The organism is Deinococcus yavapaiensis KR-236 (assembly GCF_003217515.1).
GTDB classification, from domain to species: domain Bacteria; phylum Deinococcota; class Deinococci; order Deinococcales; family Deinococcaceae; genus Deinococcus_A; species Deinococcus_A yavapaiensis.
Genome location: NZ_QJSX01000006.1, coordinates 152,905 through 165,537, shown reverse-complemented (window position 1 = coordinate 165,537; position 12,633 = coordinate 152,905). Strand labels below are relative to the sequence as shown.

Below are 12,633 nucleotides of genomic sequence, written 5' to 3'. Positions count from 1 at the left end.
GCATGACCGACACCACGGCGGCGACGATGCGCGCCATTCAAGTTCAGCGGCTCGGCGGACCGGAAGTGCTGGAGCTCACGACGCTCCCGGTGCCCGAGCCGCAGGCGGGGCAGGTACGAATCAAAGTGCAGGCGGTGGGGCTGAACTTCGCGGACATCTTGGCGGTGCGCGGCGAGTACCTTACGCGAACGCGCGTGCCGATGGTGCCGGGAATGGAGTTCGCCGGAATCGTGGACAAGCTCGGCGAGGGCGTGACGCACTTGCAAGAAGGGCAACTCGTGGCGGCGCTCGGCGGAACGGGCGCGATGGCGGAGTACAGCGTCATTCCGGCGGCGGCCGTCTTGCCGATCGCGCAGAATTTGAACGCTCGGGAAGCGGCGGCGCTTCCGGTGTCGTTCTACACCGCGTACTTCTCGCTCGCGACGCTGGGACAAGCGAAGCCCGGCGAGTGGGTCGTGGTGCAAGCGGCGGCGGGCGCTTTGGGCACGGCGAGCGTCCAGCTCGCGAAGGCCATGGGCCTCCAGGTGATCGCCCTGGCGTCCACCGAGGAGAAATTGGAGGTCGCGCGAAGCCTCGGCGCGGACGAGGCGTTGCTCAACACCCGCACGGACCTCGTGGACGCCGTCAAGAGCATCACGGGCGGCAAGGGCGCGAATATGGTGCTCGAAATCGTCGGGGGGCGCGGTTTCCAGGACAGCTTGGCGATGCTCGCCTCGCGCGGGCGCGTCCTCGTGATCGGCTCGGCGAGCCGCGAGCCCAGCCAACTGCGCCCCGTGGAGCTCATGAAAAAGAACCTCTCGGTGATCGGGGTGTGGCTCATGCCCTTCTTGGCGGACGTGGAGGTGATGAGCGAGGCGACGGCCTTCCTGACGAAGCTCATCTCGGGCGGGCGAGCGAAGCCGATCGTGGGTCGGACGTTCTCGTTGGAGCAGGCGGGCGAAGCGTTCGACTTCGTGTGGAACCGCGCGAGCACGGGCAAGGTCGTCATCGAACCTTGATGAGGACGAGGGCGTGACTCGCGCGGCGTCCTTGTAGAAACGTCTCCCCTCGTCACCGCTCGGAACGTCGCTTCCTTTGCGGGTCGACCTTCTTCCCGACGTTGCTCGCGACGCCACGCTCCTGAAGCGCCAAGACAACGTCCGCTCGTCGTGATGATGTTCGGGAAGAGGTCGGCCGCTCGGTTCCGTCTGTGCCGGTACGCTGTGCGTCGTGTTCAGGGCTTCGACATTGACGCTGAAGCCCTGAGCACGTCAGGCACGGTCGGGGCAACGCCGGTGCTCGTTTTGACAGAATCGCGCGACGACACGACCCTTTGCCGGAACGAGGTTCGGCCTCGGAGAGCGGCGGACGTACCGCGCCTTCCGAAGCCATGGCGATGTGTTCAGCTCAAGGGGGCGTAGGCAGCGTCGTGCGGGTTGTTCACGTTTCTGCCCGAAGGCTCGATCGGCGAGCCGCTTACGCTTCAGCCTTCGAAGCCGTGCGGATGGCCGGAGTGCCACTTCCAGGCGCTCTCGACGATTCCGACGAGATCGGTGTGGCGCGGATGCCACCCGAGTTCGGCCTTGATGCGGCTGGAGTCGGCGACGAGGCGGGCGGGATCGCCGGGGCGGCGAGGGGCGACTTCGCGCTTCAAGGGTGTGCCGACGACGCGGTCGACGGCGTCGAGAACTTCCTTGACGCTGAAGCCGTGCCCGATACCGACGTTGTACGCCGTGGAAGGCGAGCCGTCGAGCAGGGACGCGACGGCGAGGACGTGGGCGTCGGCGAGGTCGGTGACGTGGATGTAGTCGCGAATGCACGTGCCGTCAGGCGTGGGGTAGTCCTCGCCGAAGATCATCATCTTTTCGCGCTGCCCGAGGGCCGTCAGAAGCGCGAGTTCGATGAGGTGCGTCTTGTTGGGATGGTCCTCGCCGATCGCTCCGCTTTCGTCGGCGCCGCACACGTTGAAGTAGCGCAAGTTGACGTGAGGCAGGCCGTAAGCGGCGTCGAAGGCCTTCAGCATGTGTTCGGTCCAGAGTTTCGTTTCGCCGTAGACGCTCGTGGGACGCTTGGCGGCGTCCTCGGGGATGGGTACGACGTCGGGTTCGCCGTACACGGCGGCGGTGCTGGAGAAGACGATCGGAATGGAGCCGAAGTCTTTGAGGGCCGTCAGGAGATTGAGGCTTCCCGCCGTGTTGTTGCGGTAGTAGCGGGCGGGGTCTTTCATGGATTCGCCGACTTCGATGAGCGCGGCGAAGTGCACGACGGCGTCGGGGCGGTGCGCTTCGATCGCGGCGCGAACGGCGGCTTCGTCGAGCAGGTCGGCTTCGATCAAGGGCACGCCCGTCGGAACCGCTTCACGGTGGCCCGCCTTCAGGTTGTCGAGCACCACGACCTCGTGCTCGGCGGCGAGAAGGGCACGAACGGTGTGCGAGCCGATGTATCCGGCGCCGCCTGTGACCAGCAGTTTGCTCATGAGAACCTCCTTCTTCAGGATAACACAAGAAACGAAAGAAGCGTAACTAAGGAAAGTACGTCGATCCGCGACGAGGCTCAGCCTACGCCGCGACACGCGTCACGTGCGAAAAGCGAGCCTTCAGGAAGCGCGTACGGTGGAGCCGCGCACGATCAAGGTCGTCGAGAGCGGCGCGGGAGAAGCGTCCTCCTCCCCAGCGAGGCGCGCGAGCAGCAACTTGCCGGCGAGCCGCCCCTTTTCGAAGGTCGGCTGGGCGACCGTGGTCAAGCCGAGCGCTTCGGCCAGCGGAACGTCATCGAATCCGACGACGGCGACGTCGTTCGGCACCTGCAAGCCGAGATCGGCGGCGGCCCTGAGGGCTCCGAAGGCGAGTTGGTCGCTCATGGCGAGCAGCGCCGTCGGCCTGGTCTCAGTTGACAGAAGTGCCATCGCCGCTTCGTAGCCTTCCTCGGGAAGGTTCTCGGCACACTCGAAGACTGTCGTCGACGTCTGCCAATCCAAGCCCGCCGCCTCGACGGCGCTTCGGTATCCGCGCAGACGCTCTCTCGTCACGAAGAAGGGCACGTCCGCTTGCCGATCGGCGTTCGCGAGTCCGCGGCGGCGCGTTCGATCGAACTCCAGCCCGAGCACGCCGAGGGCGCGGTGCCCGAGGGCGAGCACGTGTTCGCACGCGGAGCGCGCTCCGCCCACGTCGTCGATCGTGACGGTCGGCACGTCTCCTCGCGGAGCGACGTCCACGAGCACGGCGGGCAGACCGCGCCTCAGCGCGAGGCCCAAGGCGGGTGCGTCGTCGGCGAGCGAGTACAACACGAAGCCGTCGGCGGCGGCGTGCACGAGCGACGACGTTTCGCGGTCGGGATGCGGCGCGGCGGGCAGCAGCAGCAAGTTGATGCCCAGCGCCTCGGTGGCGTTGGACACGCCACGCAAAAAGAGCGCGGCGGCAGGATCGGCGAAGGCGTACGACAAGCGATCGGCGTACACGACGCCGATCACGTCGGTCGCCCCTCGCCGTAGGCCCCGCGCCGTTGGGTCGGGACCCCAATAGCCGAGGTCGCGGGCGGTGTCGAGAATACGCGCGCGCAGCTCGGCCGAGAGCTGGTCGGGGCGGTTGTATGCGTTGGACACGGTCGCCGGGGAGACGCCGAGCGCGGCGGCCACGTCTCGCAAGGTGGCGCGGCGGCGTCCTTTCAGGCTCGTCGAAGGCGTTTCGGCGGCCTCGGGCTTCGAGGAGGGCACGAAGCCATGGTATCACTGCGAAATCCGCGCTGAATCGTTTCAGAGTGCTTCGCGACGCTTTTCCTGATCGTTGGGATCTTTCTGCGTTCGAGGCACGAGCCGGGACATCCCCGACGTCCGGCACGTCTCAGGCTTCACGTCGGCGTGTCGATGCTCGCCGCGCCCGCGCCAACCTTCACGTCACGAAGTGGCCGATTCCTCGGTCGCCACGCGGTTCTTGCCCGCGCTCTTCGCGCGGTACAACGCTTCGTCCGCTCGAACGAGCAAGCTCTCGAAGGTGTCCTCCGACCGCCAGCGCGCCACCCCGAAGCTCGCCGTGATGGGGCGGTTCGCCGTCGGCAGGAGCGCGGCGATCGCCGCGCTTCGCCGCAGCCGCTCGGCGATCGCCGCCGCTCCGCGCAGCGTCGCGTCCGGCAGGACGATCAAAAATTCCTCGCCGCCCCAGCGTCCCACCGTGTCACGTTCGCGCAACTCGGCGCGCAGCACGTTCGCGAAGCGACGCAGGACTTCGTCGCCCTGCGCGTGCCCGTAGTTGTCGTTGACGCTCTTGAAGCCGTCGATGTCCGCCAGCGCCACGCAGAATCCCACCGTCGGCGTGCGAGCGAAAGCTCGCTCGACGACTTCGTACATGCCGCGCCGATTCGGCAGGTTCGTCAGCGGATCGCTGTGCGCGAGACGCGACATGTGGCCGCGCGCCTCGTCCGCCTCGTTCCACCACACCTTGAGCCAAGCGAGGGTGAGCATGAGGGCGATCACGGCCAGCGCGAGGCTCTGCTCGACGAGGTGCAGCAACCGCTCGGAGGGCGGCGCTCGCACCGTCAAGAGGTACGCCCACGTCGAACTCACGTCCAAGGCAAAGAGGACGCTCGACGTGACGAGGGCCGCTCGGGGCGGCAGCACGAGGCCCGACGCGGCGACGACGAGCAGCACGAAGAACATCTGCAAGCTTCCGACGCTCGACTGGCCGTGTAATGGCAGCACGAAGCGACTCGCGAGCGCCGCCACCGCGTAGCCGTACAGCACGTAAAAGACGAGCCGCTCGAACTTCGCGAGTCCCGCCGACTGACTCAGCACGGCGAGCGCCGCCCACAAGTTGAACACGACGAGCGCGGGCATGGTGTACAGCACGAACAAATTCGTGCTGCTGAACTCCAAAACGTACCACCATGTTCCAACAAGACCGATCACGCTGATGGCAAGCGCGAACGAATCGATACGCTTTCGAATGTCGACTTGCGTGGAACTCGGCGTCATGGCCCCGCCTTTTCAGGCTAGCGATGTACGGCCACGACCGGATGACGGAAATGAAGCAGAACTTGTACGTTTCTTCAGTCGAAGTGAACGCTCTGTCACATCCGCTTCACGCACGTCACGAACTTCGACCGAGTTATCAAGGAGCCACGAGATGCGAAAGCCTCGCGTCCAGCGCGAGGGCCTGCGCGTCGCTGAGGCTCGCCACGACGTCCACGGCCAGTCGCACGGGATTCTCGTTCGCGTTTCCCTCCCAGTACCACGACGGAATGAACGCCCGCAGATGCTCGTCCGTCACGCATTCCGCACCGCTTCGCACGCGATTCAAAACGGCTTGGAAGAGACGGCGCACGACGAGCGCGTGTCCTTCTCGTTGCGTGTGGATGCTGGAGTGGCTGATGACGAACTCCCACATCACCCGCTTGAAAAACGCGATTTCCAAGCGGTGGCGTTCGTCCACGCACAGTTCCGGACCTTCCGGCGCGTCCCAATCGACCGTCGCGCGCACGTAGCGCCCCACGTTGTCGCTGATGCGCTGGCGCAAGTTCAGCATGTCGCGCCGACTGCCGTCGAAACCCGGCGTGGGATCGAAGGTCCGCACCATCTCCAGCAATACCTCCTTGGCCCGGTTCTCGTCCTGCTCGTACGAGCCGCACACGATGAACGCCTTGTGCTTGTCGAAGAAGGCGGCGAACACGTCCTCGCGGGCGAGTTCGTGCAACGGCAGCATGCCCGCCTTGTAGAAGTCGAGCAAGTCGCTCATGGAGTACGCGATGTCGTCGGCGAAGTCCATGATCTGCGCTTCGAGCGACGGACGCGACCCCGCCGCGCCCTCCACGGCGAAGAAGAAGCTCTCGGCGTCCTCGCGGTACGCTCCGAACTTCAAGTGCTGCTTGAGGCGCCGCTCGAAATCGGGCGCGTTCGGCTCGGGCATCGCCACGCGTAAATTCGGATACTTCAAGCTCGCCCGCAGCGTCGCCCTCGTGAGGTTGAGGCCCGGATGGTCGGGACTTTGCACGGCGAGCCGCGTGACGATTCGAAACGACTGCGCGTTGCCTTCGAAGCCGTCCTCGTCGCCCGCCTCTCTGGCCAGCGCGTCGAGTTCGTGCTCGCCGAGATGTCCAAACGGAGGGTGGCCGAGGTCGTGAATGAGGGCGGCGGCCTCCACGACGTCCGCGTCGATGAGCGCGGCGCGGTCGAGGCGGTCGGCGCGGCACTCGTTCGCGTGCATGAGCTCGGCCATACGCCGCGCGACCTGCGCGACTTCCAGAGTGTGCGTCAAACGATTGTGAAAGGCGTGCCCTCCGTCGGTGAGCACTTGCGTGATTCCAGCGAGACGGCGGAACTCGTGCGTGTACAGCACGCGGTCACGGTCCTTTTGGCCCGGCGAGCGTTGATCGCTCGCGCTGCCGTACTGCCGTTCGTAATCGAAAGCTCGCATACTTGTGATCAGTGTGCCACGAAGAGGCGCGGTCGGCGAACGCCTTTGCACGTTCGCCGACCGCGCCAGCGCGGGCCTCAATGCTCCAAGCTCACCTTGGGCAAGCGGCGCGCCAGCCAGCGCGGCAGCCACCAGTTCCACTTTCCGGCGAGCTTCAAGAAGCCCGGCACGAGCACCATGCGCACCAGCGTCGCGTCGAGGGCGACGGCCAACGCGAGCGCGAGGCCGATGCTCTTGTTCGCCACGACCCGTCCCGACACGAACGCCGCGAACACGATGAACATGATCAGCGCGGCGGAGGTGATGATTCGGCCCGTCCGCCCGACGGCCTGCACCACCGCCTCGTCGTTCGGCAAACCGCGCAAGTGCTCTTCTTGCACGCGCGAAAGCAAGAAGATCTCGTAGTCCATCGAGAGGCCGAACAGCACCGCGAAGAGAATCAGCGGCAACGACGAGTCGAGCACGCCGACGTCGCTCGGAATGCCGAGCGGGCCCGCCAGGAAGCCTTCCTGAACGATCAAGGTCACGACGCCGTACGCCGCGCCGACTGTCAGGAGGTTCATCAAGATGCTCTTGACCGGAATCAACAGCGAGCGGAACGCGACGGCGAGCAGCACGAACGTCAAGCCGAGAACGGTCAGGATGGCGGGCAAGGTCGCGTCGGTCAGGGCGCGTGTGAATTCACGTCCACCGATCGGCGCGCCTCCCAGCAAGTAAGGCTGGTCGCCTTCGTTGAGCGCGGCGCGCAATTTCGCCGCGAAGGCGTCCACCTTGTCCGCGCGCAAGTCGCGGTCGGGCAGCACGGTGACTCGCAAGTACGCGCGGTCGCGCGAGATGGAGCGGTTCGTGAGGCTCACGAGGTCCGAGAGGCTCGCGTTGCCCGTCGTGGATCCCGACAGCAAATCGGGACGCAAGAAGGGCGAGATGACAGCCTTGACGCCCTCGACGCCTTCCAAGCGGCGTACGGTGTCACGAAAGGCCGTGCGCGCCTCGGCGTCGTACGGACGACCCTTGAGGTCCAGCACGACCTCGAACGAACTCAGCAGACCGCCTGCCCCGAGCCCTTCCACCGCCCGAAGCGTGTCGCGCGACTCCACGCCAGGCGATAGGCCCCACGCGCCCGCGTAGCCGAGTTGCATCCGGAACGCCGGAAGGGCCAGAGCGATCAAGACGAGGGCCGATCCTGTCACGGCGAGCCACGGACGGCGAATCACGCGGCGCGCGAAGGACGTCCAGGCGGCGGACGCGTTCGCGTTCTGACTCCACGTGAGCTTGAGGACGCGCGGCGAATTCACACGCTCGCCGAGCAGCACGAACAAGGCGGGCAGCGCCGTGACGCTCGCCAGGACCGTCATGATGACGACCGTGACTCCACCGACGCCCATGGACCGCACGAAATCGAGCGGCGGCGCGATGAGGGCGCCCATCGCGATCGCGACCGTCATTCCCGAGAACAAGACGCTGCGCCCCGCTGTGAGGATCGTTCGGCGCGCGGCTTCGCGCGCGTTTCCACGTCCGGCGAGTTCCTCGCGAAAGCGGTTGACCATCAACAAGGCGTAGTCGATGCCCGCACCGAGGCCCAGCATCGTAATGACGGGCAAGGCGAACGTGCTGACGTCCGACACTCGCGTCAGGAAGTACACCGCGCCGAGCGTCACCGAGATCGACAGCACTCCCACGAGGAGCGGGAGGCTCGTCGCGACGAGCGCGCCGAACACCACGAGCAGCACGACCGCCGTGAGCGGCAGGGCGGCGAGTTCGCTGCGACGCGTGTCCTCCTCGGCGAACTTCGTGAAGTCCCGCGCGATCACTTGACCGCCCGTCACGCGGTACTGCGTCGATTCGCCGCGCTGCGCGTGCGCGAGCGAACGCACGCGCTCCATCGTCGCGTCGTCCTCGGCGTTCACCGTGACGATCGTGAGGGTCTGCTTCTTGTCGACGCTCGTCGTGCGGAACGGCGAAGGCGAGTCGAAGCGCGTCACTCCCTGCACCTTCTCGACGGCGCGCAGCTTCTCCACGAACGCGTCGTAGTCGTTGAGAAAGCGCTGATCGTCGGCGAGGTACGCCGAGCGCGACACGAGCAGGACCGCCGAGGTGCCGCCCTCGCCGAATTCCTTTTCCAGCAAGTGCGCCACGCGGGCACTCTCGGAATTGGGCGGACTGCCCGGCGCGGCGTTCATGGCGGCGGGCGCGCGCGCGGCGAACGGGGCGCTGATCACGACGAGCAGAGCCCATACGAGCAGGACGATCAGGGGGTGTCGGGTGACGAACCGCGCGAGAGCTTGCATCGAACGTCAGTAAAGCACTTCGGGCCGGGGACGAATGGCATCGGGCCCGTCACCCCCTAGGGTGACGGGCCGAAGGGAAGCGCGCTTACTTCACGGACTTGTCGAGATAAGCGCCGCTATAGAAGTCCGACGGCTTGAAGCGCTTGGGCACTTGGCCGCTCGTCTGCAAGAATCCCACGGCGGTTCCCCAGTTTCGTGCGTCGATGGCGCCGACGAAGGCGCCGCCACGCATGAGGGCCACGGACGCTTTGAGCACGTCCAACGTCCCGCCGTTCGGCCCCGCGTACGCGGCGCTCGTCGCGATCTCGAAGGCGCGTTGCGGATTGGAGATCGTGAAGGTCACGCCTCGCTGCGCGGCCCGCACGACCTTCTTCGCGACGGCGTCCGCCAGCACCTTCTCGGTCGTGATGAGTCCCGCCCCGACCATCGGGTACGCCTTCGTGAGGTCGAGGGTGTTGGGGCGGATTCCCGACGCCCGCAGTTGCACGACCTCGTTGTTGACGAAACCTACGGCGGCGTCCACCCGCTTGGCGCGCACCGCTTCGAGTTGCGTGAACCCGATCGGCGCGAGGCGCACGTCGCGCTCGGACAGCTTGTTCGCCTTGAGAAACGCTTGGAGCGCGAAGTACGAGGAGCCGAACGCACCCGGAATGCCGATCGTCTTGCCGCGCAAGTCGTTCGCCGCGTCGATGCCTTCGCCCGGCAAGCTGAACAACGTCGCCGGAAGCTTTTGGTACACCGCCATGACGTACTTCACGGGCGCGCCTTGCACCCGCGCCAAGATCGCGTCCTCGGGGTCGCCGACCACGAAGTCCAGCTTGCCTTGCAGCAGCAGCGGCATGAGTTCGGACACGTAGCCGTGCTGGAACTTCACGTTCAACCCTTCGCGCTTGAAGTAGCCTTGCTGCTCGGCCGTGTAGAAGGGCGCGAACTGCACGTTCGGAATGTAGCCGAGGCCGATCGTGATCGTGCGCGACTGAGCGCCCGCGCTTCCCGCGAGCAGGGCGGCGAGAATCGCCGATCCGACCAAGTTCTTGTCCACCATGTTTGACGCCGACGCGTGGGCAACGCGCCGACTCCTCCTTCTCTCATCCGGACTGTGACCGTCGGCCTCGGAATGTCACCGAGTCGGGCCTCGCCTGCAAGTTTGGCTCGGCTTCGCGGGCTGACGACCTCGTTCTTGTCTTCCGAGGTCGATCACCGCCGGTAAGGAATTTCACCCTGCCCCGAAGGATGGCTTTCGCCGAACGAAGTCTAGCGCGAGGCGCTCGAACGAGAACGTGCGGTTATTCCTGCTCTCGGTGCCGCAACGCTCGGCGTTCCAGCATCGTCACGGCGCCGTACACGAAGACGCCTAGCAAGATCAGCAGCAAGATCGCGGCGAACACCAACGCCAAGTTGTAGAACGTGCGCGCCTGCGTGACGATGAAGCCCAGGCCCTTGTGGTTGCTGCCCGCCACGAACTCCCACACGATCGCGCCGATGAGCGACAAGCTCGCGGCGAGGCGCAGGCCGCCGAGAAGCGTGGGCAAGGCCCCGGGAAACTCCAGCCACTTCAAGCGCTGCCACGTGCTCGCGCCGAGCGAATCGAAGAGTTCGTGAAACGTCCGGTCGACGCTGCGCACCCCGACGAGCGCCGCGACGAGCACCGGGTAGAAGCATGTGAGGACCGTGACGACGACGCCCGGCAAGGTGCCGAACCCCAGCCACGTGACGAGCAGGGGCGCGAGGACGACGGTCGGCGTGCTTTGCGACGTCACGAGTAGCGGCGACAAGAAGCGTTCCAGCCACGGCAGCTTCGCGATCGGATAGCCCAAGGCGAGCCCGATGCCGAGCCCGCCGAGCAACCCCAGCAGCGCCGTGCCCGCCGTGACGAGAAGCGCCGACCACAAGTCGGGCCAATTCGTGACGAGCGCGTTCCACACCGCGCCCGGCGTGGGCAGCAAGAAGGGCTGGGCGAGTTTCGCGGCATACAAGTGCCACAGCAGCAATCCCAGCACAATCGCGGCGATCGGCAGCAAGACGCTCCACCCCTCGACGCGCCGCCCGCGCGTCTCGCGAATCTGCGTGGAGTCACCCGCGCCGAGCAAGGCGCGCAGTTCGGCTTCCAAGCCGTCGGTGTACGCGCTGAGGCGGCCCTCGCCGTTCGTGTCGAGCACGGTGAGGAGCTTGCCGCCCTTGAGGACGACGACGCGGTCGGCGAGGTACACGGCTTCTCGAATGGAGTGCGTCACGAGAATCGTCGTCCTTCCCGTCTTGTCGTGAAGGTGCTTGAGCTCGGCGTTGAAGCGTTCGCGCACGAGGGCGTCGAGGGCGGCGAACGGCTCGTCGAGCAGCAAGACGTCCGTGGGCTGCGCGAGCGCCCGCGCGAGGGCGACGCGCGCCCGCATCCCGCCCGAGAGTTGCGCGGGATAGTACCCGCCGAAGTTCTGCATCCCGACGAGTTTCAAGGCCTCCTCGGGCGGCAAGCCGCGTCCCGACACCTGGGTGGGAAGGCGGACGTTTTCGCGCACCGTGCGCCACGGCAAGAGGCGATAGTCTTGGAAGACGAAGGCGGGCGGACTCGACACCTTCACATCACCTCGGTCGGGCCGCAGCAAGTTCCCGATGGCGCGCAGCAGCGTGCTCTTTCCGCCGCCCGACGGGCCGATGAGGGCGAGAAACTCGCCGGGCCGCACGGTGAGGTCCACGCCCGTCAGAATGTCGCGTCCGCCGAGACGAATCGTGACGTCACGCAACTCGATCGCGCCGCCCGCCGCGGGAACGTCCGTCGTCGTCACGCCGCCTTCTCCCGAGCGGGCGACGCGGCGGGCACCTTGGGCTTGCCGACGGTCTGCACGAGGATCACGCCGAGCACGGCGATGATGCCGCCGATCAGCGAGTCGCGGCTGGGCACCTCGCCGAGCCAGACCCAGCCGATGAGGATCGCGAGGACCGGAGAGACGAACAGAAAGCTCGTCGTTCTCGCCGCTCCGACGCGCGCGAGGGCGAAGGTCCACGTGAGGTACGCGAGGGCCGCCGGAAACAGGCCGATGTAGATCACGGCGAGGTGCGAGCCGAGCGGAGCGGCGGCGAGTTGCGCGCCGAAGCCCGGCAAGAACACCAGCATCGGAAGCGTTCCGAGAATCAAGCTGTACACCGTGAAGCGCAGCGCTCCGACGCGCTTCACGACGCCTTTTTGAAAGACGAAGTACAAGCTGGTGGTAAAGGCGGCGAGCAAGATCAGCAAGGCGCCGCGGGTGAAGCCGAGAGGTTCTCCGCGCCCCAGGACGATCAGCAGCACGCCGAGCAAGCTGATGAAGGTGCCCAGCCATCCTTGCCACGTCAACCGCTCGCCCATGAAGGACGTGGCGAGCAAGGCGGTGATGACCGGCCCCGCCGCGATGATGAGGCTCGCCGTGCCCGCCGGAACCGTGAGCTCGCCGATGTTGAGTGCCAAGTGGTACGTCGTGATGCCGAGCAGCGACAAGCCGAAGATCCGCAGAAGGTCCGCGCGACTCGGAAGGCGCATGCGAGCGATGACGGCGTACACGGCGAGCGCGACCGACGCCACGAGAAAGCGGTACAAGGCGAGGTGCTCGGGCGTGAAGCTTTCCAGACCCGCGCGAATCCCGGCGAACGACGACGCCCAAAAGAGGATCGTGACGGCGATGGCGGCGAAGCTCAGAGCGTCCATGCGCTTCAAGTTACCGCTTCGCTTCCCGAAGCGCGAACGCGCCGTGCCTCGCCATGAATGCGGCTTGAGCAGAATTGAATTTATCCACGCAATTCGGCTCAAAATTCCTTAGCGAGATGACGGATGTTCTCATGACGTTCAGGAGCGATACTTTGTCACGGCGCGAGCATCGAATACTCCCGCCTTTCCCCGTCGGGGCCATCCTCGAGGGAGGCGCCCACCTCGATCATCAAAACGGGCGCGCGAGCGGGCACGAGCAGAGGATCGGTGCAACTCCGGTCACCCG

The 12,633-nt window shown here is 66.2% G+C and carries 9 protein-coding genes and 1 riboswitch; of the genes, 1 reads left to right on the top strand and 8 read right to left on the bottom strand.

The genetic code is table 11. From position 1 onward, the window contains the following. The first annotated feature begins 2 nt into the window (after positions 1–2). A complete protein-coding gene (locus tag DES52_RS09490) occupies positions 3–998 on the top strand; it encodes an NADPH:quinone oxidoreductase family protein (RefSeq protein WP_211317892.1) in 996 nt (331 codons plus the stop codon). Positions 999–1,462: 464 nt separating this feature from the next. Here the strand turns inward: DES52_RS09490 and galE are convergent, their stop codons facing one another. The 8 genes from galE to DES52_RS09450 form a co-directional block, all read right to left on the bottom strand. Continuing rightward, complete coding sequence (gene galE / locus DES52_RS09485; protein WP_110886568.1) at positions 1,463–2,455, bottom strand: UDP-glucose 4-epimerase GalE; 993 nt, start codon at positions 2,453–2,455, stop codon at positions 1,463–1,465. Positions 2,456–2,575: 120 nt separating this feature from the next. After that, positions 2,576–3,691, bottom strand: a complete 1,116-nt coding sequence (locus tag DES52_RS09480) for a LacI family DNA-binding transcriptional regulator (RefSeq protein ID WP_245900869.1) — start codon at positions 3,689–3,691, stop codon at positions 2,576–2,578. A gap of 180 nt (positions 3,692–3,871) precedes the next feature. Continuing rightward, complete coding sequence (locus DES52_RS09475; RefSeq protein ID WP_110886567.1) at positions 3,872–4,945, bottom strand: GGDEF domain-containing protein; 1,074 nt, start codon at positions 4,943–4,945, stop codon at positions 3,872–3,874. 136 nt (positions 4,946–5,081) lie between these two features. Continuing rightward, positions 5,082–6,383 carry a deoxyguanosinetriphosphate triphosphohydrolase family protein gene (locus tag DES52_RS09470; protein ID WP_110886566.1) on the bottom strand — a complete coding sequence of 434 codons (1,302 nt, stop codon included), beginning with the start codon at positions 6,381–6,383 and terminating at the stop codon, positions 5,082–5,084. A gap of 77 nt (positions 6,384–6,460) precedes the next feature. Further along, a complete protein-coding gene (locus DES52_RS09465; RefSeq protein ID WP_110886565.1) occupies positions 6,461–8,671 on the bottom strand; it encodes an MMPL family transporter in 2,211 nt (736 codons plus the stop codon). Between the two features lie 85 nt (positions 8,672–8,756). After that, positions 8,757–9,716: an ABC transporter substrate-binding protein gene (locus DES52_RS09460; RefSeq protein ID WP_110886564.1), complete on the bottom strand. Its 960-nt coding sequence runs from the start codon at positions 9,714–9,716 to the stop codon at positions 8,757–8,759. Positions 9,717–9,747: 31 nt separating this feature from the next. Continuing rightward, positions 9,748–9,909, bottom strand: a riboswitch (FMN riboswitch). Between the two features lie 48 nt (positions 9,910–9,957). Further along, positions 9,958–11,451: an ABC transporter permease subunit gene (locus DES52_RS09455; protein WP_110886563.1), complete on the bottom strand. Its 1,494-nt coding sequence runs from the start codon at positions 11,449–11,451 to the stop codon at positions 9,958–9,960. Next, the gene (locus tag DES52_RS09450; RefSeq protein WP_110886562.1) at positions 11,448–12,347 is read right to left on the bottom strand and encodes a DMT family transporter; all 900 of its coding nucleotides are present in this window, start codon (positions 12,345–12,347) and stop codon (positions 11,448–11,450) included. The genes DES52_RS09455 and DES52_RS09450 overlap by 4 nt, the downstream gene beginning before the upstream one ends. Between the last annotated feature and the right edge of the window lie 286 nt (positions 12,348–12,633).